Origin of the sequence: Collinsella sp. AF02-46-1 (genome assembly GCF_003465825.1) — a bacterium.
GTDB lineage: Bacteria > Actinomycetota > Coriobacteriia > Coriobacteriales > Coriobacteriaceae > Collinsella.
Map to the genome: position 1 here is coordinate 100,940 of NZ_QSBV01000003.1, position 19,718 is coordinate 120,657.

Consider the following 19,718-nt stretch of genomic DNA (forward strand, 5'->3'; position numbering starts at 1 on the left):
GAGCATTGTGGTGAAGCTATGGGACGGATTTATTCCATGCCCAAGTATTCTCTCATTTCGACTTTGTAGACAGAAGCTTTATTGCCGTAAACGATCTGAACACCGCCGCCAACGTGCACGATGGCACTGGCGCCGAGGTCTTTGGTGAAGACGCTATCGTCCTTGACTAGGGCGGTGTCTTTGAGGCTGAGCCTCAGGCGAGTGAAGCAGGCGTTGACACCCGAGATGTTATCGGCGCCGCCCACGGCTTCCACGATCTGTGGGATGAGCTCGCTTACCTGGACAGGTGCTTTGGAGTCGATTGCCGACGTGTCATCCGCTGCCTGCGTGTCATCATCCTCGCGGCCCGAGGTTTTGAGGTCAAATTTCTTGATAAAGGCGCGGAACAGCACGTAATAGATCCCGAAGTAAGCGATGCCGAGCGGAATAAGCCAGAACCAGTTGGAGCCTTTGTCGGCGTTCATGATGCCGTTGAAGATCCACGAGAGGAGCGGTCCGCCGAAGGCGGAAGGCCCGGGCACATTGAACTGTACTAGGTAGGTGAGTACATACGCGATGCCGCACAGCAGGGCGTGGACCACATAGAGTACGGGTGCTACAAAGAGGAAGGAGTACTCGAGCGGTTCGGTTATGCCCATGATGGCGGCCGGGATAACGGCGGCGATCATGAGGGAGCCGACCTTCTTTTTATTCTCGGGACGGGCACAGTGGTAGATGGCGAGTGCCGCCGCGGGCAGGCCGCACATGGCGAACAGCACCTTGCCGTTCATGACGTATTTTGAGATGTCGATGTCGTACATCATGCCGGGCGTGTTGAGCATGGCGTTGTAGATGTTGACAGCACTTTCGACGGTCTGGCCGTCAACCTGGATGCTACCGCCCAGAGAAGTGAAGAAAAACGGCAGGTAGATGAAATGATGCAGGCCGAAGGGCAGAAGCATGCGCTCGGAGAAGCCATAGATGAACGCGCCAAACACCCCGGTGGAATCGATGAGTGTCGAGGCGGCCTTTAGGCCGGTTTGCACAAATGGGAACACGAAGGCGAGTGCAACGCCCACCAGGCTCGCGAAAACGACGGTGAGGGCGGGGACGCAGCGTGTGCCGTTGAAGATGCCGAGCACCGGCGGAAGCTGCACCTTATAGAATCGGTTGTGGATCCACGCGACTACCAAGCCGATGATGATGCCGCCGAATACGCCGGTGTCGAGTGTGGTTACGCCCAGGATGGCGTTCTGACCGGTCTGCAGGTTGGCGGGATCGATGGTGCCCAGCAGGATAAGCAGCTGACCCATGATTGTGTTCATGGTCATATAGCCGATGAAGCCTGAGAGTGCGGCGGTCGCCTTCTCGGCCTTGGCGTAACCGTAGGCGATGCAGATTGCAAAGAGAACCGAGATGTTACCATTGATAACGTTGCCGGCTGCTTTGATGAGTGTGCTAAAGATCACCATTGGCTCGGTGCCCAAAAGCGGGCAGAGCGAGATGAGGTTAGCATTGGAAAGGGCGGAGCCCAGACCGACCAAAATGCCGGAAACGGGCAGGAGGAGGACCGGCGCCATGAGCACCTTGCCGAGTCTCTGGAACTCGCTGTAGAGCTTGCTTTCTTTCATGATGTTCCTTCGATGCGCGGGGAGTTAGGACAGGGTCGGCCAATAATCGCCGTTCGCTTCGATCAGGTCGTCGAGGATTTGGCGCGCGACGGTAGTCGAAGGGACGGTCTTGTTGATCGCGATGGCTTCGAGCGCCTTCTGGTAGGAATGCTCGTAATATGCGTCGACGGCGAGCTTCTCGCTGGCATTCTGCTCTTCGATAAGCCCCTTGTAAAAGGTGGGGATAGCAGGCTGGCTGATGGGTTCAGGGCCCCAAGAGCGCAGGTAGGCGGGGACCTCGACCATGGCGTCATCGGGCAGATTGGGGATGGCGCCGTTATTCTCGACGATTACGAGATAACGTTCGCACTTGTTGTAGGCGATAGAGGCGGCTGCGTCGACGATAAAGTCGCCAAAGACCGTGAAGCTCTGTACGGGGCTCTTGTAATTGGCGGGATCTGCCAGGTACTTGTCGTGCTCGGCAAACATCTCCTTCTCGCGTCCGTTGATGACGTTGTCGGCGCGCGTCCAGTTGGGGTCCATGTCATCTGCCATGTCTTTGGAGTACAGGTAGTACTGCAGGTAGCTGTTGGGCAGATACTCGGGATAGTCCTTCACAATCTTGACGTATTGACCCCAGGTGTGCATCCAGTCCTTGTCCTTGTGATGCTTGTCGCTCACGGCCATGCCGTGCTCGAGAATCATCTGACGGAGCTCCGGCAGACGATCGCGTCCCTGCTTGTCGTAGATTTTGGTAAACCAGCCAAAGTGATTGAGTCCAAAATACATGGGGTCGATATCGCGCCAGCTGGGAAGTCCGAGCATCTTAGAGTACGAGAGCAAGATAGCCGTGGGCATATCGCAGATGTTAAGGATATGGTCGTTGTTAAACTCGCGACGTGTGGCCTCGGCGACAACTGCGGCGGGGTTGGAATAGTTGAGGATCCAGGCGTCTGGACTGTATTTCTTGGCGTAGCGTACGAGGTCGAAGACGCCGGGGATGGACCTGATGCCATAGGAGATCGAACCGCCGGCGCCGCAGGTTTCCTGTCCTACACAACCGTACTTGAGAGGGATGCGCTCGTCCTGGCGACGCATCTGAAGGCCACCCTGGCGGATTTGTGCGAAGACGAAGTCGACATCGGTGAATGCCTTTTCGGGATCGGTCGTCACGACAACTTCAATGTCAGGAGCTTCCTGCTCGATGAACTGCTTCATGATGTCGTAGACGAGATGCATGCGCTTCTCGTCGATGTCGTACAGGGCGAGTTTGCGCAGCGGCAATTCGTTTTTCTTCTGCAATAGGCTCTGGATGATGCCGGGAGTGTGGGTGCTGCCGGCCCCGGCGATTACAACTGCTTTCTTGTCCATGTGGTAAACCCCTTTCGTGTGGATTGACCACTTCAGACTACGAAAGCTTTACCTGCGATTCTACCGATTTTCAGATTGCGAAAAACGATAGCGGTAATCTTAACAGGATGCGTTTTGCGTGGTTAAATAGCGCCGGGAAAGATGCTGACTTGGGCGACGTGTTGCATGGCTGCGGGAGCGAACGCCAGGCGGTCAAAAGATGGTGGGCGGTGCTGCGGCTTTTGGCTGCAATTGCGCTACCCGCGACGACGCTCCCAGCGAGCCAACTTAATCGTCACCAGCGTAAGCGCCCAGGCCACAAGCGAGAACGCGGCGCCCACGGCACCCACGTACGCAATGCCAGCGCTGCTCACAACGGCGCCGCCTACCGCGGTGCCAAACGAAATGCCGACGTTAAACGCCATGGGCTCAACCGAACTCGCGAGCACCATCGACTTGGGATGGCGGCTGCGTGCCACGTCCATAAAGTGCGTGATGCATGACACCGAGAACAGGTACATGAGCAGCGCCAAGCTAAAGACAAAGACCAGCGCGAGCGGCATGGTGCCGCCCACGGCAAACAGCCCGAATAACGCCGCGGCCTGCAGCACAAACGTCACAAGCAGCGCCTTCATGCCAAAGCGCGCATCGATCCATCCGCCCAGGATGTTCGAGATCAGGCAGAACACGCCGTAGGCCATAAGGGTGGTGCTGGCCTCGACCGTGCCCATGCCCAGCACCTGCTCAAGATAAGGCGTCACATAGCCGTAGAAAACGTAGACCGACCCCACGCCAAACAAAAAGATGAGCATGCCGGTGATGATGCTCGGCTCGCGTAGCAGCCCCGCCTGCTCGCGGAAGGTGGCGGGCTCATCGGTCTGACCGGAGCGCGGCATAAACGCCACAAGCGCTCCGCAGATCAAAACGGCAAAGGTCAGCGTGCCGTACATGGCCACGTGCCAATCGAGCGTGTCGGCCACAAACTTGCCGATCGAAGTGACAAAGACCATTGCCACGGAAAACGCACCATATACCACCGAGATGGCAAGTGAAGTTTGCTGCGGAGACAGCAGCTCGGGGATGTACGTTACGCCCACGGCGAGCAGCGCGCCCGAGACGGAGCCCAGGACAATGCGCGAGATAAACAGCACCTGGAAGTTGGGCGCCAACGCCATGACCAGGTTGCCGAGCACAAAGACGATGCTGTAGCACACGAGCAGCTGGTAGCGCCGGAAGCGTCCCGTGCTGAGCGCAAGCACCGGTGTGGCGATAGCGTAGACGAGCGCGAACACGCTAATAAGTTGGCCTGCGGTGGCAAGCGATACGCCGAGTTCCGTTGCCAAGTCGCTTTCGATGCCGATGACCACGAACTCGGAACAGCCGAGCGAAAAGCCTAACAACACGAGTAACGCCAGACAGAGCTTGGTGCGCGCAGGGGAGAGCGCGGCGGCGGTTGACTTGCTTTTAGGCGTGGTTGCGGCGATCAAGGTTGTCACTCCAATGTCGCATGAATAAGCGGGATTCAATCCCTGCAACTCTAACAGAATGTGACAAAGGGACAGTCCCTTTGTCACATTCGCGGCGTGGCTGCCGCCCAAACCGTCACAACATTCGATGAAAAGCTCGAAAACGAGGAAAAGCGTCGAATGTTGTGATGGTTTTCCTATCTGTGCCGGCGAGCCGCCGTGCCGTCTGGGGGTATAAAACTAGCAAGTGTTTATTTGCGAGGCCTAAGGGGCGCCCCGTATGGATATCGATAACTTTGAATGGTGGTACAGCGAGGGTGAGGCTCCGGACGAGGGGTGGGACGAGCCTGCGCCGCGTGACGTGTCGATCGACGAGGACGAGACTGGCAACGACGTCGCCGCCGACTCGGACGCCGCCCTCGGCCCTGTCGATCCCCTGACCTTCGAACAAGCTTGGGCCCAGGCCGAGGCAGACGAGGCCAAAGCCGATGCTACGGCCACGCTCGGCGAGCCAGCCGACATGTCGATCTCGCCGGCAAAGACCCCGCAGCCGCGCCACACCATCGACCCCGACAGCACGGCATCCTTCAGCATTCTCGACGTGCCCTCGCAGGGTGCCCAGGCGCTCGCGCCCACACGTCGCCCCAATCTGTCTCACGAGGAAGATGCGGGACGTCGCTCGCCGCTCGGCCCCATCCTTATCGCCTTTATGGCCGGCGTTATCGCATGCTCGGTAATTGGTAGCGTTTGGAGCCATGTTGAACAACAGCGAAGAGACGCCGCCAAGGTCGAGATGTCTGTCGAGCAATCGCTCGGCCGCACGCGCTCGGTACATGTGTCGGTCGAGGTCAAGGACGGCGCGACGTGGGACACTGCGCGCGGCGACAGCCAGATGCTCGTCCATATTGTGGGTCGCACGCTCAAGGGGCAAGCGGTCGACGAGTACCAATACGTCAATTCCGAAGGTGACGGTATCGAGCTCAAGCCTGGTGACTACGAGCTCACGGTCGATGAGCCGCCCGTCGCCACCGACGGTACGCGTTTCCGCGCCTCAAAGCGCATGGTTCCCGTGAGCTTTAACTCGCAGGCGCCCGATACGGTCGACACCACGCCGCAGGGCGGGTTCGACCTTTACGTGGATACCCAGTAGGCGTTTGCCGCTCATTCCGCTATGGCTACTCAATAATCGCCTGCCGTCCCGTCCCGCCGCCAAGAGTGGGACAATAGCCCTCGACACTATTGTTTATTTTTGGAGGAAGTAGCATGTCCACCGTCACTACCATCAAGCGCGGCGGCCTCACCGCGGCCATCGATTCCATGGGAGCCCAGCTCACGAGCCTTGCTCTCGACGGCAACGAGTATCTGTGGCAGGGCGACCCCGCCTTTTGGGGCAAGCATGCGCCCATCCTGTTCCCCATTGTGGGCTCGCTGCGCAACAACACGGCAACGTCTGCGGCCGGCACCTGCGAGATGCCGCGCCACGGACTCGCGCGCATTGTCGAGCACAAGCTGGTCGAGGTCTCTGAGGATGGCTCGTCTGTCACCTACGAGATTACCGACACGCCCGAGTCGCTCAAGGCGTTCCCGTTCCACTTTAAGCTCAACATGACCTATGCCCTGACCGGCGACGCCACCCTCACGCAGACCTTTGCCGTCACCAACACCGGCGACATGGACCTGCCGTTCTCGGTGGGCGGCCACCCCGCATTTAACGTGCCCGCCCCCGGTGCCGAGGACGAGGCGTTCGAGGATTACGAGCTGGCGTTTACCGAGGCCTGGACTAACGAGGCCCCCGTCATCACGCCCGATGGCCTTATGACGTTCGAGGGCAGCTACAAGGCCCCCGATAACTCGGACGTGCTGCCCATCACGCACCGCAGCTTCGATAACGACGCCATCATGTTCACCGATACCCCGGGCTCCACGCTCACGCTGCGCGGTTGCAAGTCTGGTCACGGCGTCAAGATCGACTTTGAGGGCTTTAAGTACATCGGCGTGTGGTCTGCCGCCAACGACGCCCCGTTTGTGGCGCTTGAGCCTTGGACCGGTCACACCACCATGGACACCGAGGACGACGTCTTTGAGCACAAGGTCAACACCATCGTCGTGGCCCCCGGCGCCACCGACGAGCGCTCCTTTAGCGTTACCCTGCTCTAGAGGTTCCGCCGTTCTAGCGAACGGCGGGCCGGTCGACGCTGCGCGCCACCCAGAGCGAACAATTTGTCATTCAAAAGGCAAGGCATGACCAGAAGGTCTACGCCTTGCCTTTTTCATGCCAACTTGTTCGCTCTGGGCGGCGGTCGCGACGACCTGTCCGATTCCGTGATCGGCAAGGACAAGATCCGCATCGGCATGGAGGCGGCCTACGCCCCATACAACTGGCAGGTCTCCGAGGCCAGCGAGTTCACGATCCCCATCGATAACGTGCAGGGCGCCTATGCCGATGGCTACGATGTTCAGATCGCAAAGATCCTCTGCAAGGCCCTTGGCGGCGAGCCCGTTGCCGTCAAACAGAGCTTCTCGGGTCTCATCGATTCGCTCAACAACGGCCAGATCGACCTCATCATCGCCGGCATGAGCGCCACGACCGAGCGCGAGGAGTCCGTCGGCTTTTCCGACCCGTACTTTATCGGCTACTTTGGCCTGTTCGTAAAAGAGGGCTCGCCCTACCAAAATGCGACCAAGCTCAGCGACTTTAGTGGCGCCACGGTGCTCGGCCAAAAGGACACGATGCTCGATACCGTCATCGACGAGATCCCGGGCGTCGTCCACAAGAATCCGGTCGATTCGGTGCCCACGGTGTTTTCGAACCTGCTACAGGGCACCTGCGACGCCGTGACCTACAACACCGAGAGCGAGAAGGGCTATATGGCCCAAAACCCGGGCATTGTCCCCATTCATTTTGCCGAGGGCGAGGGCTTTAAGCAGGAGGTCGCGGCAAACGTCGGCTGCCGCAAGGGATCGGACAAACTGCTTAAGCTCATCGACAAGACACTCAAGGGTGTCAGCCAGGAGGAGCGCGACCAAATGTGGGACGCGTGCCTCGACCGTCAGCCGGCATAGGGAGGCAGCATGAAAACCATCAATCGTCTGGCCTCCTTTATCAAGGCCGACCACCGTTATGTGTACCTGGGCACGAGCGTTATCGCGGCGCTCGGCCTGGCGTTTAGCCAGCGCAACCCCACGCCGCTGAGCTTCTTGGCGCCCACGGGTGTGTTCCAGGACTGCCTCTGGGCGATTCTGTGGGCTTGGATTGTCGTATCGGCGGCAGCGCTCGTCACCAAGCTCATGCATTGGAACGACTATCGCCAAAAGTCGCCGTTCGCATCTGAGCGCTTCCGTCGTAGCGCGCGCCTGGGCAGCTATGTCGTGGTTGCCATCGCGGCGATCTTCTTTATCGACCGCTGCGTCATGTCGTTTATCGACCTGGTGCAGGTGAGCATTGTCTCGGATTCCAACCCCAGCGACTTTTTGTCGAGCTTGGTCTACATGACCTACAAGAGCGGCGACTTCTTCATCCGTGGCATCGAGATCACCATCGCGCTTGCCACCTTCGGCACCGTCATCGCATTCTTCCTGGCGCTGCTCTTTGTGTTCCTGCGTATTCAGACCTTCGACCGCGTAGACAACGACCTGGTGCGCTTCTTTAAGAGCATCGGCCGCGGCTTTGCGACCGTCTACTCCACCATCGTGCGCGGCACGCCCATGATGGTCCAGGGCCTGCTCATCTATTACGCGGGCTTCACCGTTTTGCGCGGCATGGGCTTCGAGACCGCCCAGGCCAACCAGATTTGGAGTACCTTCACCGCCGGCCTCGTTACCATCTCGCTCAACTCCACCGCCTACATGATGGAGGTCCTGCGCGGCGGCATCGAGTCCATCGATCCCGGCCAGGCCGAGGCAGCGCGCTCGCTGGGGCTTTCGCAGTGGCAGGCTATGCGCAAGGTCGTGTTCCCCCAGGGCATTAAAAATGCGATTCCGGCGCTCACCAACGAGCTCATCATCAACATCAAGGATTCGTCGGTGCTTTCGGTCATCGGCGTGTTCGACCTCATGTACGCCACCACCACCGTCGCCGGCGTGTACTACCGCCAGATGGAGGTCTACTGCGTGGCGCTCGTGGTCTACCTGATCCTGACGCTCGTGGCGAGCCGCCTGCTCGAGGCCTTTGGCAAAAAGCTCGGCGCCGAGGCCCCGGCAACGCTGCCCAGCTCCAACTAGGCTCAAGACGAGGAGAATCATCATGGCAGATACCGCCACTACCGGCACCGCGGCCGCCGCACAGACCAATGAGCCGCTTATCCGCGTCGAGGGCCTGCGCAAGAGCTTTGGCTCGCTCGAGGTGCTTAAGGGCATCGACCTCGCTGTCAATCCCGGCGAGGTCGTCACCATTATCGGCGCCTCGGGCTCGGGCAAGTCGACCTTCCTGCGCTGCCTCAACCTGCTCGAGACCCCGGACGCGGGCCACATCTGGTTCCACGGCCAGGACCTCACGGCCGAGCGCTGCAATATCAATAAGCTGCGCGAGGACATCGGCATGGTGTTCCAGGGCTTCAACCTGTTCAACAATATGGACGTGCTCGACAACTGCACGCTCGCGCCCGTCACGCTCAAAAAGATGAGCAAGGCCGAGGCCGAGAAGGTCGCGATGGAGCATCTGGCGAGCGTGGGACTCGAAAAGTTCGCGCACGCCGCCGTGGGTCGCCTGTCCGGTGGTCAAAAGCAGCGCGTGGCCATCGCTCGTGCCCTGTGCATGAATCCGCAGATCATGCTGTTTGACGAGCCGACCTCGGCGCTCGACCCCGAGATCGTGGGCGAGGTGCTCGAGGTCATGCGCAAGCTCGCTGCCGACGGCATGACCATGGTCGTCGTCACGCATGAGATGGCCTTTGCCCGAACCGTATCCGACCGCGTGGTCTTTATGGACAAGGGCGTGGTACTCGAGGACGCCGCGCCGGCCGAGCTCTTCGGCAATCCCAAGCACCAGCGCACTCGCGAGTTCCTCTCTCGCTATCTCGAGGACAAATAACCGGCGCAAACGCCTACGTTGCAGGGCCGCTCCCGTGGGGCGGCCTTTGTCGTCACAATCGAAAGGATGTCATGGCCGAGGTTTGGCGCTTCTTTGCGCATGAGGACGATTTTGCCGATATGGACGAGGCCGGCGCGTGCGAGCGCTTGGGCCGCGTGCTGTCGTTTCCGACCATCTCGAGCATGGATGCCGAGGCGGTGGACTGGCAGCCCTTCGACGACCTGCGCGCCTATATGCAGCAGGCCTGGCCGCGCGTGTTTGCGGCGGGCGAGGTCGAGCTTATCGACCACTCGCTGTTGGTGACGCTTGGCGGTTCCGACTCCGCCCTCAAACCCGTCATGCTCATGGGCCACATGGACGTGGTCCCCGTGGTGCCGGGTACCGAGGCCGACTGGACGCACGCCCCCTTTAGCGGACAGGTGGACGACACCTACATTTGGGGTCGCGGCGCTATCGACATGAAGGATCAGGTCGCAGGCATTCTCGAGGCGGTTGAGTATGCGTTGGCGCACGGCTGGGAGCACAAGCGTTCGCTGTTGCTCGCCTTTGGCCAGGACGAGGAAACCACGCAGTACGGCGCTGGAGCTATCGGCCGCGTGCTCGAGGAGCGCGGTGTTGAACTTGAATATCTGATCGACGAGGGTGACTACCGTATTGTTTCGGCTGCCGAGTACAACGCGGGCGAGGGTTGGCTCATGCACGCCGACCTGGCTGAGAAGGGTTATGCCGACATTGTGCTCAAGACAAAGAGCGCGGGTGGGCATTCTTCCAACCCCTACGGCGGCACGTCGCTCGAGGTGTTGAGCCGTGCCATCGCCGCAATCTGCGATATCGAGTGGCCGACGCGCGTGACCGATTTGCTTGCCGCGCAGCTTGTCGAGCTGGGGCTCTACACGGCGGATGAGATTGCCGCCAACAAGGACGCCATCGTGCGCGAGTGCCTTGCCAGCAAGAAGCTCTATCCGCTCGTGACCACCACCTGTGCACCGACCCAAATCGAGGGCGGTAGCACCGGTGCCAACGTGATGCCGCAGGATATGTGGGCCAATATCAATTTCCGCATGCTCGAGGGCACGAGTGTGGCCGATGTCGTGGCCTGCTGCCGCGTCGCCGTTGCCGAGGCGGGGCTCGCCGACCGTGTCGAGATCGAGCTCGGCCCCGGCAGCTCCGAGCCTTCGCCGTCTCCGCGTGTCGGCGGGCCGGGGCTCGAGGCCGTCCGTGCCATCGCCGCCCGCTATTTCCGTGATCCAGAGGGGACGGAGGAAAACGGATCATCAGCGGCGGGCGGAGCTCCTATCGGTATCGTTCCCTCGACCGTGATCGGCGCGACCGATGCTGCCAACTACCAGCGCATTTGCCCCGAGTGCATTCGCTTCTCGGCCTTTGTGGTAGACGATGACGAGTGCGAGCGCGGTGTCCACGGCACCAACGAGCGCATCACCCGCCGCGCCTACCTCCAGGGTGTTCGCTTCCTCATCGCCCTGCTCCATATGCTCTAGAATCCGACAAAGGGACTGTCCCCTTGTCGGATTCCGTGCGGGTTATATGCAGGTTTGCCTGCGCACGCTATCATGTATGGGTTAGACCGCAACTATGTACCCCATACGCGAAGGGATGCGCATGTATCTGAAGATCGACATGTTCTAGCCGGGCTTACCCCCGCAGTGGCGCCGTGCGCCCCATCAGCTCTGCCGATTTTCACCTTCACGCATATAAAGGAGTCCCGCCATGCGCGACAAGCTCGAAAAGATTATCAAGGCCTACGAGGAGCTCGAGAAGAAGCTTTCCGACCCGGCCGTCGCCTCCGATATCAAGGAGTTCACGCGTCTCAACAAGGAGTACGCGCACCAGTCCGACCTCATCGCCGCCTCGCGCGAGTATATCGGCGCGCTCGATGACATCGAGGCTGCCAAGGAAATGCTCCACGATACGACCGATGCCGATGAGAAGGAGATGCTCCAGATGGACATCTCCGAAAACGAGGCCAAGCTTCCCCAGCTCGAGGAAGACATCAAGTACATGCTCATCCCGAGCGACCCCAACGACGATAAGAACACCATCGTCGAGATCCGCTCCGCCGCCGGTGGCGACGAGGCGGCCATCTTTGCCGGCGACCTGTACAAGATGTATCAGCGCTTCTGCGAATCGCGCGGCTGGAAGACCACCGTGCTCGATTCCAGCCCCAGCGAGGCCGGCGGCTTTAAGTCCATCGAGTTCAAGGTCGAGGGCGACCGCGTCTACTCCGTCATGAAGTTCGAGTCCGGCGTGCACCGCGTCCAGCGTGTCCCCAAGACCGAGTCCCAGGGCCGCATTCAGACCTCCACGGCTACCGTCGCCGTACTTCCCGAGGCCGAGGAAATCGACGTTCAGATCAACCAGTCCGACCTGCGCATCGACACCTACTGCGCCTCCGGCCCTGGCGGTCAGTGCGTTAATACCACTTATTCTGCCGTGCGCATCACCCACCTGCCCACCAACACCGTGGTGCAGTCGCAGGAACAGCGCTCCCAGATCCAGAACCGCGAAGTCTGCATGCAAATGCTGCGCGCCCGTCTGTACGAGATGGAGCTCGAGAAGCAGCAGGCCGAGCTCGGTGCCGAGCGCCAAAGCCAGATCGGCCACGGCAACCGTTCCGAGAAGATCCGTACCTACAACCAGCCCCAGGACCGCGTGACCGATCACCGCATCGGTTTCAACTCCACCTACAACGGCGTCCTTCTGGGCGATCAGCTCGGCACCGTCATCGAGGCGCTCGCCGCCGCCGAGCGAGCCGAGAAGCTGGCACAGGCAGTCTAAGTTCCGCCGTTCTACCGAACGGCGGACCAGCCGACGCTGCGCGCCGTCCAGAGCGACAATTTGTCATTCAAAAGGCAAGGCATGACCAGAAGGTCTATGCCTTGCCTTTTTCATGCCAACTTGTTCGCTCTGGACGTCGCTCGCTGGCATTGCCAAAACATCGGCGTTTCCTTGGTTGTCAAATGATCCGTAGGGAGTCATTGGGGACATTGCTTTGAGATGTTGTTCAATCGGTTTTGATGGCCTTTGAGCTGCTTACCTGCTTAAAGCAATTAACGGCATGCATCTGCAATTGAAAATATTGCTCGAAAAAACGTCCAAGAAATCGCGGGGCGATTTTTGATGGGTCGTGCGTCAAGCGATGTGGCAAGTTCTTGGTTAGATATTGGTCAGTTTTGGGGCAACCTTGCCAAAAGCTTGACGGATGCAGATTTAGACGTCGACGAATGAACACTCTAGGCAGGCTCCAAGCAAAATTCTGGGCTGATTCTCGATAATCGCCTTTAATCGCCCCTTGCCAAGCGCTGGCCTCGCTTACAATCTGCTCCGACATTCGCGCGCCGTCCGGCGCTTAAGAGGGGAGGGCCCCCATGGCAAACGAGATTTGGACCATCAAGCGTTGTCTCGAGTGGACCAAGGAGTACCTGGCCGAGCGCGGCGAGGAGCATCCCCGTCTTTCTGCCGAGTGGCTGCTGTGCGCGGCCACGGGCCTGGCGCGTATCGACTTGTATATGCGCATGGACGAGACGCTTAACGCAGCCCAGCTCGAGACCATGCACGCGGCCGTCGTTCGTCGCGCCAAAGGCGAGCCGCTGCAGTACATCACCGGCAGCGCGCAGTTTCGCATGATCGACGTCGCGTGCGCCCCCGGCGTGCTCATCCCGCGCCCCGAGACCGAGATGCTCGTCGAAGAAGTCCTGAACTATCTGGATACCGAGGTGCTGAGCCCCGAGGCCGCTGCCCGTCAGCGTGTTGAGCTGCCTTGGAACGATGAGGTCGAGCAGGCCCGCAAAGCTGAGGCGGCGCTGGCCGACGAACGCGCAACCGCCGAGCGCCGTGCTGCCAACCTGACGGCCGCCGATGAGGCTGCGCTGGGTAGCGACGTGCTCGGTAGCCGCGCCTATGCCGAGGAGCTTGCCGATCGCGAGGCCGAGGAAGCCGCCGCGCAAGCAGCAGAAGCCGAAGCCGCAAAAGCCGCCGAGCCCGAGCTCGACGAATACGACATCGCCATCGAGGGCGCCGACCAGGAGACGGTTTCAGCTCAGGATGCCGCTGCGCCTGCCCCAGCCGAGCCCCGCACTGCCCGCGTTCTCGAGGTCGGCTGCGGCACGGGCTGTATCTCGCTCTCGATCGCCTGGGAGCGTCGCGGCCACGTCACCTGCACTGCTACCGATATCGAGCCGCGCGCCATCGACCTTGCTACCAAAAACCGCGATGCGCTTGGCCTCACGTCCGACGAGGTCGCCTTCAGCCTCACGAACCTGGTGAGCTCCATTCCCCGTGAAGAGTGGGGCACCTTTGACGTACTCGTCTCCAACCCGCCCTACATCCCCACCGATGTCATGCGCTCGCTGCCGCACGAGGTCAAGGACTTTGAGCCCGATCTGGCGCTCGAGGGCGGTGCCGACGGCCTCGATATCTTCCGCCGCCTGCTCAACGCGGCGCCCTACATGTTGCGCGCTGGCGGCCTCTTTGCCTGCGAGCTCTACGAGGGCGCGCTCGACGCTGCGGCCGAGCTCTGCCGCCAAGCGGGTCTGTCGGACGTGCGCATCGTCCACGACCTCACCGATCGCCCCCGCATCGTCCGAGCCATCGTCACCGAGCCCAAACAGCGCCAGTAATATTTATTAACTGGTTAGCAAAAATTATAAATTAATTTATAATTAGGACGGCTGAAAGAGGTCGGCCCATGCAACCTCCTACCTTTCGGGAAATCATTGCCCTACTCAAGCACGATGGATTCGTGAAGGTCGCGCAAGTCGGTAGTCATGCTAAGTATGTTTCTGGTGACCGTGTTGTCACCGTGAACGGCTCTGGTGGTGATCGACCAAAGAAGGGCACGTGGGCAAGTATTCGTCGCCAAGCTGGATGGTAGTTGGAGGCAAAATGAGGCAGCGATTTACCTATGACTGCGTTCTCATAAAAGAAGACGACGGTTACTGCGCCAGCTTCCCGCAGATTCCCGGCGCCTTTGCCGATGGCGATACGCGCGAAGAAGCGATTGCCCATGCCACCGAGGCGCTGATGGCGTTTTTGGCCGACGACCTCAACAACGGTTTGACTCCGGCAGGGTACGAACGCTCGGCCGAGGTCGTGGCCCTTTCAGTCGAAATCGACCACGAGGACGCTCGGGAAGCGGCGTGCCGAACATTTAAAGACGCAGCGCTGGACCTCAAAGTCTCCGCTCCGCGGATTACCGCGCTGGTCAAAGCCGGAAAACTCGTTGTTGAACTCGTCGATGGCCGTCGGATGATAACGATAGACAGCATCGAGCGCTACGCAGCCCAAAAACGCCACGCCGGCAGGCCAAAGAAGTTCGTCGCAGTCCAATAACCCCCTCACTTTCACCGACTACTAGAGCCGCTCACCAAACCAACATGCGCTCTGGTCAAATAGGTTGAACGTTTCGTGCGAGAATGCCCCACAGTAAACAAACTTGCACCAGAGCGTAAGGGGCTGGCATACACATGCAGACGGTCTATCGGGTATACGAGGGAACGCGCGAGCCGCATCGGCTTGCCGTCGAGCGCACGGCCGAGGTGCTCGACCGCGGCGGCCTGGCCTTGATCCCGACCGAGACGGTCTACGGTGTCGCCGTGGCGGTCAACGCCTTTTCGGACGCCGTGCCTCAAGATACAAGCGAATTCCCATCGTGGCCGCGAGATCCGCAGGCCACCGTCAACGGCGCCGCGGTCCCCGCACTCGGTACCGGCTATCGTCGTATCTTTACCCTCAAGCAGCGCGAGCTCACCCAAACGGTTGCCTGGCTGGTCGATGATGCCGAGGCACTCGACCGCTATGGCGTGGATATCCCTAACGAGGCCCGCGTGCTCGCCCGACGATGCTGGCCGGGCGCCCTGACTATCGTGGTCAAGGCGGCCCCCTGCGTGCCGACCTTTATGCGCGCCGCCGACGACACGGTGGCACTTCGCGCTTCGGCCTCGCCCGTGGTGCAGGCGCTCATTCGCGCCTGTGGCAGCCCCCTTGCCTGCACCAGCGCCAACACGCACGGTGCGCCCTCGCCGGCAAGCTTTGCCGCCGTCGAGGGTCGCATCCTGGAGGGTGTCGATGTTGCCGTCGACGCCGGTGAGACTCCGTGTCGCGATGCCTCGACCATCGTGTCGCTCCAGCACGGCGGGCTCCAGATCCTGCGCCAAGGCGCACTTCCCGCATCAGAGATCGAACGGGTCCTGTCCGACCCGATGCAATAGAAAGGTGTAAGCGATGTCGTTGAATCTGGGCAGCCTGGGCATGGAAGATGCCTCGTTTAACTTTGGCGGTTCCTACATCATGGCGCTCGACTGCGGCACCACCTCGGTACTTGCGACCATCGTCGACGAGTACGGATGCATCGTCGCGCAGGCACGTCGCAGCGTCAAAACCAGTTTTCCGCGTCCCGGTTGGGTAGAGCAAGACCCCATGGCGGTCCTTGCCAGTCAAATCGCCGTCATGATGGAAGTCCAGTTTAAGAGCGGTATCCACTCCGACCGCATTGCCGCCATCGGCATCTCCAACCAGCGCGAGACCACGGTGGTTTGGGATCGCGTGAGCGGTCAGCCGATCTATAACGCTATCGTATGGCAGTGCCGCCGTACCGCGTCGACAATCGAGGCGTTGGTTGAACAGGGTTGCGAGGAGCTGGTGCGCTCCCGCACGGGACTCACGCTCGACCCGTATTTCTCGGCCTCCAAGGTACAGTGGATTCTCGACAACGTCGACGGCGCACGCGAGAGCGCGGCGGCGGGCGACCTCATGTTTGGCACCATCGACACCTGGCTCATCTACAACCTCACCGGCGGCCAGGTCTTTGCCACCGACTACACCAATGCCAGCCGCACGGCACTCTTTAATATCCATACGCTCGATTGGGACGACGACCTGCTGGCGCTCTTTGATGTTCCACGTTCCATGATGCCCGAGGTTCGCTGGAGCTCGGGCGACTACGGCCGCGTCGCGAGCGACATCATGACCAACATGCCGCCCATCATGGGTGTGGCGGGCGACCAGCAGGCGTCGCTGTTCGGTCACTGCTGCTTTCATCCCGGCCAGACCAAAAACACCTATGGCACGGGCTGCTTTATGCTCATGAACACCGGCGACGAGATCGTCGAATCCAAGAACGGTCTGGTCTCCACCATCGGTATCGCTGCGAACGGGAAGATCAGCTATGCGCTCGAGGGCTCCATCTTTGCTGCCGGTTCCACCATGAACTGGCTTCGCAACAACATGTGCATCATCTCGAGCGTGAGCGAGTCGGCACAACTCGCCGCTTCGATTAGCGACAACGAGGGCTGCTACTTCGTTCCCGCCTTTGCGGGTCTGGGCGCTCCCTGGTGGGACCCGCATGCCCGCGGTATCGTGTGCGGTCTGACCGGCGCCTCGAGCCGTGCGACCATCGTACGTGCCGCCTGCGAATCCATGGCATATCAGAGCTACGACGTGCTGCGCGCCATGGAGCAGGACGTGGGGCTTTCGATCGAGCGCCTGTCTGTCGATGGCGGTGCCTCGCGCAACGAGTTCATCATGCAATTCCAGGCCGACCTGCTGGATATCCCCGTGCTGCAATGCGAGACGGTGGAGACCACGGCAATCGGTGCCGCGTACTTGGCGGGTCTTGCCGTCGGCTATTGGGAAGACCTGGAAGAGCTGGAGCAAAATGCCCAGATCGTTAGGACCTTCCTTCCCCACATGTCCGCCGAGCGCCGCGAACAAAACCTTGCGGGCTGGTGTGATGCAGTCAGGCGCTCGCTCAGTACCGCACAGTAGGGCTGCGATGGGCTGCTCGATACAACAAACCGCTAAACTAATGCATGGCGTGCGGCGGCAACATTGCTGCGCGCCTTGTCAGCAAGGCCGTTTTGCGGCCGCAACGAAAGGGGCAATCAACCCATGACCGTCACCTATGATGCGTCCCGTGTGACGCTTGTCGATCACCCGCTCGTTCAGCACAAGCTGTCGATCCTGCGCGATAAAAACACCGGCACCAACCAGTTCCGCCAGCTCGTGCGCGAGCTTGCGCTCTTTGACGGCTACGAGGCCATGCGCGACCTGCCTATGGAAGACGTCGAGGTCGAGACCCCCATCACTACCGCCACGTTCAAACAGCTTGCCGGCAAGAAACTCGCCATCGTGCCCATCCTGCGTGCGGGCCTTGGCATGGTCGACGGCATCCTCGACCTGGTGCCCTCCGCTCGCGTGGGCCACATCGGCATGGAGCGCGACGAGGTCACCCACGAGCCGCATGAGTATTACTGCAAGATGCCCAAGGATATCGACCAGCGTATCTGCCTGGTTGTCGACCCCATGCTCGCCACGGGCGGTTCGGCCGAGATGGCCATCAGCTACCTGCGCGAGCGCGGTGTCAAGGACATCCGCATGCTGTGCATCGTCGCCGCGCCCGAGGGCCTCAAGTCGCTGACCGAGAAGGATCCTGACGTACATATTTATACGTGCGCCATCGATGACCATCTCAACGAGGCCGCCTACATCGTTCCCGGCCTGGGCGACGCCGGCGACCGCATCTACGGCACGCTCTAGTTGTCGGGCCTTGTCGGCTACGGTCACAAATACGAAGAAATGGTGCGCGCGGGCGAGCAAAAGACGTCCACGCGCACTCCTGTTAACGGACGTTTAGCCTAGAGGGGTTCGAGAAAAACGTATTACCTACCTGCGGCATAAAGAAGGTCTTAAGAAAACGAACAGGTGCGTATTAACCGATGCTTTTTCGGTTGTACTTTAGCGATTGGCTCGTACAATAGTCACCAATGTTTGGCGGGAACTGTTCTGGGAAGCGTTAAAAAAGGAAAGTGAGGACGCCAGTGTTTCAGATAGCCGATCTGCTCGCTATCGTTGCAGGCGCCATCGCGGGCGCAATTGCCTTCCTTCCCTTTGTCTTTACGCTCAAGCCGGTTCTTGACGATAAGCAGAATGCGGACATGCTCAAGGGTATGGTGAGTCTGGCGGTCTCGGCAATCGCCCTGCTCGTCTTTACCTTGGTTGTGTTTGTGTTGTTCGGAGAGGCATTTCGCATGTTCCTCCTGGGCGAGGCGATCGGCTTCGTGGCCTTTATGGCCGCCTGCGCGGTTCGCGTCGCCAAGGCGCTGCGAGATCCTCATGAGGTCGAAAGGTAAGTCGTGGAAATTTTTGAAAAGCTGCCTGATGAGATTAATCATCTGGTCAGCGAGTTCAGCTCCACCCCTGTCGTGGGCGATCTGAGCTGCGGCATCACGCAGTACTCGTTTTGGCTGATCGTCTCCACGATCGTGCTCCTGATCGTCCTGGCCGTGTTCAAGAAGAAGCAGACCCTGGTTCCCAAGGGCTTCTTCGTCAACGGTTTCGAGTACATCATCGAGTACGTCGAGAACGATATCGGCAAGGGCGTCGTGGGTGAGAACTGGAAGAAACACTTCCCGTTCCTGTGCTCGCTTTTCCTGTTCATCCTGATCAATAACATGATCGGCCTGATTCCGGGAATGAAGCCCGGCACCGGCGCAATCGGCTCCACCGCCGCGCTCGCCATCTTCGCCTTCGTGTACTTCATCTACTACGGATGCAAGGCTCACGGCGTGATCGGCTACATCAAGAGCCTCGCCCCGCAGGGCGTAAGCTTCCCGATGAACGTGCTTGTGTGGGTCGTCGAGCTTTTCTCGACCTTCCTGCGTCTCATCACGCTTGCCGTCCGTCTGTTCTGCAACATGTTCGCAGGACACGTGGTCATGGGCTCGTTCGCCATCATGGCGAGCATGTTCATGCAGCCGCTGCTTCAGCAGGTTTCCGCGGCCCACGCCGTTGGCGCCCTGCCTTCGCTAGCCTGGCTTGCCATCCTCATCCTGATCTATGCGATCGAGCTTGTGGTCGGCGCCATCCAGGCTTACGTCTTCACGGTCCTTACCGCCGTGTATGTCTCCGAGGCAGAGGAGGTCGCGGAGGAGGAGTAGCCTTCCGCTCGCGCCTTAAAGGTAAGCAATTCGTTAAACCGCCGGTGCCCGTACCCATGGAGCCCGGCAGTTATAAAAAAGGTTATCCTGCGTGAAATAAGACACGCACGACAAAGGAGGAATCGTGGGAGTTATCGGTTACGGTCTCGGTGTTATCGGCGCTGGTCTTGCTATCGGCCTGTCTGCTCTGGGTGCTACGGGTGCTATGGCCCGTCAGCCTGAGGTCCAGGGCCGCGTGTTCACCGTCTTCATCATGGGCTCCGCCTTCGGCGAGGCTCTGGCTCTGATCGGCTTCGTTGTCGCGCTGATCGTTAAATAGCACGGAGCGTCA

20 protein-coding genes are annotated in these 19,718 nt (G+C 60.1%); 16 read left to right on the forward strand and 4 right to left on the reverse strand.

The genetic code is table 11. From position 1 onward, the window contains the following. Positions 1 to 29 precede the first annotated feature (29 nt). The 3 genes from DWV20_RS02260 to DWV20_RS02270 all read right to left on the reverse strand — a co-directional run bounded on the left by DWV20_RS02260 (position 30) and on the right by DWV20_RS02270 (position 4,435). The gene (locus tag DWV20_RS02260) at positions 30 to 1,610 is read right to left on the reverse strand and encodes a PTS transporter subunit EIIC (protein ID WP_118256285.1); all 1,581 of its coding nucleotides are present in this window, start codon (positions 1,608 to 1,610) and stop codon (positions 30 to 32) included. A 24-nt stretch (positions 1,611 to 1,634) separates the two neighbouring features. Then, positions 1,635 to 2,960 carry a 6-phospho-alpha-glucosidase gene (locus DWV20_RS02265; protein ID WP_117763852.1) on the reverse strand — a complete coding sequence of 442 codons (1,326 nt, stop codon included), beginning with the start codon at positions 2,958 to 2,960 and terminating at the stop codon, positions 1,635 to 1,637. A 236-nt stretch (positions 2,961 to 3,196) separates the two neighbouring features. Then, a complete protein-coding gene (locus tag DWV20_RS02270) occupies positions 3,197 to 4,435 on the reverse strand; it encodes an MFS transporter (protein ID WP_233539756.1) in 1,239 nt (412 codons plus the stop codon). A 250-nt stretch (positions 4,436 to 4,685) separates the two neighbouring features. Here DWV20_RS02270 and DWV20_RS02275 point away from each other — a divergent pair, with 250 nt between their 5' ends. The 7 genes from DWV20_RS02275 (at position 4,686) to prfA (ending at position 12,230) form a co-directional block, all read left to right on the forward strand. After that, entirely contained in the window at positions 4,686 to 5,555 is an 870-nt protein-coding gene (locus DWV20_RS02275; protein WP_117734905.1) for a hypothetical protein, read from the forward strand. A 113-nt stretch (positions 5,556 to 5,668) separates the two neighbouring features. Continuing rightward, the gene (locus DWV20_RS02280) at positions 5,669 to 6,562 is read left to right on the forward strand and encodes an aldose 1-epimerase family protein (RefSeq protein WP_117763854.1); all 894 of its coding nucleotides are present in this window, start codon (positions 5,669 to 5,671) and stop codon (positions 6,560 to 6,562) included. An 84-nt stretch (positions 6,563 to 6,646) separates the two neighbouring features. Continuing rightward, positions 6,647 to 7,468, forward strand: a complete 822-nt coding sequence (locus DWV20_RS02285) for a transporter substrate-binding domain-containing protein (RefSeq protein ID WP_233505620.1) — start codon at positions 6,647 to 6,649, stop codon at positions 7,466 to 7,468. 9 nt (positions 7,469 to 7,477) lie between these two features. Continuing rightward, positions 7,478 to 8,626, forward strand: coding sequence for an amino acid ABC transporter permease (locus DWV20_RS02290; RefSeq protein ID WP_118256286.1), 1,149 nt, complete (start codon positions 7,478 to 7,480; stop codon positions 8,624 to 8,626). Between the two features lie 22 nt (positions 8,627 to 8,648). Next, positions 8,649 to 9,434 (forward strand): amino acid ABC transporter ATP-binding protein, encoded by a 786-nt coding sequence (locus DWV20_RS02295; protein ID WP_117637675.1) that lies wholly within the window; start codon positions 8,649 to 8,651, stop codon positions 9,432 to 9,434. A gap of 71 nt (positions 9,435 to 9,505) precedes the next feature. After that, a complete protein-coding gene (locus DWV20_RS02300; RefSeq protein WP_118256287.1) occupies positions 9,506 to 10,933 on the forward strand; it encodes a M20/M25/M40 family metallo-hydrolase in 1,428 nt (475 codons plus the stop codon). 229 nt (positions 10,934 to 11,162) lie between these two features. Next, positions 11,163 to 12,230: a peptide chain release factor 1 gene (gene prfA, locus DWV20_RS02305; protein WP_055252487.1), complete on the forward strand. Its 1,068-nt coding sequence runs from the start codon at positions 11,163 to 11,165 to the stop codon at positions 12,228 to 12,230. A 226-nt stretch (positions 12,231 to 12,456) separates the two neighbouring features. Here prfA and DWV20_RS09845 read toward each other — a convergent pair whose 3' ends face one another. Then, positions 12,457 to 12,783 (reverse strand): hypothetical protein, encoded by a 327-nt coding sequence (locus tag DWV20_RS09845; protein ID WP_147346302.1) that lies wholly within the window; start codon positions 12,781 to 12,783, stop codon positions 12,457 to 12,459. A 37-nt stretch (positions 12,784 to 12,820) separates the two neighbouring features. Here DWV20_RS09845 and DWV20_RS02310 point away from each other — a divergent pair, with 37 nt between their 5' ends. From DWV20_RS02310 to DWV20_RS02350, 9 genes are all read left to right on the forward strand, one after another. Further along, positions 12,821 to 14,071, forward strand: coding sequence for a HemK/PrmC family methyltransferase (locus tag DWV20_RS02310; protein ID WP_118256288.1), 1,251 nt, complete (start codon positions 12,821 to 12,823; stop codon positions 14,069 to 14,071). A 68-nt stretch (positions 14,072 to 14,139) separates the two neighbouring features. Continuing rightward, positions 14,140 to 14,325, forward strand: coding sequence for a type II toxin-antitoxin system HicA family toxin (locus DWV20_RS10180; RefSeq protein ID WP_089573106.1), 186 nt, complete (start codon positions 14,140 to 14,142; stop codon positions 14,323 to 14,325). Beyond that, positions 14,292 to 14,783 (forward strand): type II toxin-antitoxin system HicB family antitoxin, encoded by a 492-nt coding sequence (locus tag DWV20_RS02320; protein ID WP_147346303.1) that lies wholly within the window; start codon positions 14,292 to 14,294, stop codon positions 14,781 to 14,783. The genes DWV20_RS10180 and DWV20_RS02320 overlap by 34 nt, the downstream gene beginning before the upstream one ends. Positions 14,784 to 14,917: 134 nt before the next feature. Beyond that, entirely contained in the window at positions 14,918 to 15,661 is a 744-nt protein-coding gene (locus DWV20_RS02325; RefSeq protein ID WP_118256290.1) for an L-threonylcarbamoyladenylate synthase, read from the forward strand. 13 nt (positions 15,662 to 15,674) lie between these two features. Then, positions 15,675 to 17,216, forward strand: a complete 1,542-nt coding sequence (gene glpK, locus DWV20_RS02330; protein WP_118256291.1) for a glycerol kinase GlpK — start codon at positions 15,675 to 15,677, stop codon at positions 17,214 to 17,216. A gap of 123 nt (positions 17,217 to 17,339) precedes the next feature. Beyond that, positions 17,340 to 17,987 carry a uracil phosphoribosyltransferase gene (gene upp / locus DWV20_RS02335; protein WP_040359658.1) on the forward strand — a complete coding sequence of 216 codons (648 nt, stop codon included), beginning with the start codon at positions 17,340 to 17,342 and terminating at the stop codon, positions 17,985 to 17,987. A gap of 281 nt (positions 17,988 to 18,268) precedes the next feature. Next, positions 18,269 to 18,580: a hypothetical protein gene (locus tag DWV20_RS02340; RefSeq protein WP_035138788.1), complete on the forward strand. Its 312-nt coding sequence runs from the start codon at positions 18,269 to 18,271 to the stop codon at positions 18,578 to 18,580. Between the two features lie 3 nt (positions 18,581 to 18,583). After that, positions 18,584 to 19,387 carry a F0F1 ATP synthase subunit A gene (atpB, locus tag DWV20_RS02345; RefSeq protein ID WP_022094263.1) on the forward strand — a complete coding sequence of 268 codons (804 nt, stop codon included), beginning with the start codon at positions 18,584 to 18,586 and terminating at the stop codon, positions 19,385 to 19,387. 124 nt (positions 19,388 to 19,511) lie between these two features. Continuing rightward, positions 19,512 to 19,706 carry an ATP synthase subunit C gene (locus tag DWV20_RS02350; protein WP_022094262.1) on the forward strand — a complete coding sequence of 65 codons (195 nt, stop codon included), beginning with the start codon at positions 19,512 to 19,514 and terminating at the stop codon, positions 19,704 to 19,706. Positions 19,707 to 19,718: the final 12 nt, after the last annotated feature.

What these genes read in the sequence shown, in the direction of transcription:
- DWV20_RS02275 (WP_117734905.1), top strand. Translation starts at nt 4,686, where the DNA reads ATGGATATCGATAACTTTGAATGGTGGTACAGCGAGGGTGAGGCTCCG.
- DWV20_RS02260 (WP_118256285.1), bottom strand. Translation starts at nt 1,610, where the DNA reads ATGAAAGAAAGCAAGCTCTACAGCGAGTTCCAGAGACTCGGCAAGGTG.
- DWV20_RS02310 (WP_118256288.1), top strand. Translation starts at nt 12,821, where the DNA reads ATGGCAAACGAGATTTGGACCATCAAGCGTTGTCTCGAGTGGACCAAG.
- DWV20_RS02265 (WP_117763852.1), bottom strand. Translation starts at nt 2,960, where the DNA reads ATGGACAAGAAAGCAGTTGTAATCGCCGGGGCCGGCAGCACCCACACT.
- DWV20_RS02290 (WP_118256286.1), top strand. Translation starts at nt 7,478, where the DNA reads ATGAAAACCATCAATCGTCTGGCCTCCTTTATCAAGGCCGACCACCGT.
- DWV20_RS02280 (WP_117763854.1), top strand. Translation starts at nt 5,669, where the DNA reads ATGTCCACCGTCACTACCATCAAGCGCGGCGGCCTCACCGCGGCCATC.
- upp (WP_040359658.1), top strand. Translation starts at nt 17,340, where the DNA reads ATGACCGTCACCTATGATGCGTCCCGTGTGACGCTTGTCGATCACCCG.
- DWV20_RS09845 (WP_147346302.1), bottom strand. Translation starts at nt 12,783, where the DNA reads ATGTCGGAGCAGATTGTAAGCGAGGCCAGCGCTTGGCAAGGGGCGATT.
- DWV20_RS02300 (WP_118256287.1), top strand. Translation starts at nt 9,506, where the DNA reads ATGGCCGAGGTTTGGCGCTTCTTTGCGCATGAGGACGATTTTGCCGAT.
- DWV20_RS02295 (WP_117637675.1), top strand. Translation starts at nt 8,649, where the DNA reads ATGGCAGATACCGCCACTACCGGCACCGCGGCCGCCGCACAGACCAAT.
- DWV20_RS02285 (WP_233505620.1), top strand. Translation starts at nt 6,647, where the DNA reads ATGACCAGAAGGTCTACGCCTTGCCTTTTTCATGCCAACTTGTTCGCT.
- DWV20_RS10180 (WP_089573106.1), top strand. Translation starts at nt 14,140, where the DNA reads ATGCAACCTCCTACCTTTCGGGAAATCATTGCCCTACTCAAGCACGAT.
- DWV20_RS02325 (WP_118256290.1), top strand. Translation starts at nt 14,918, where the DNA reads ATGCAGACGGTCTATCGGGTATACGAGGGAACGCGCGAGCCGCATCGG.
- glpK (WP_118256291.1), top strand. Translation starts at nt 15,675, where the DNA reads ATGTCGTTGAATCTGGGCAGCCTGGGCATGGAAGATGCCTCGTTTAAC.
- prfA (WP_055252487.1), top strand. Translation starts at nt 11,163, where the DNA reads ATGCGCGACAAGCTCGAAAAGATTATCAAGGCCTACGAGGAGCTCGAG.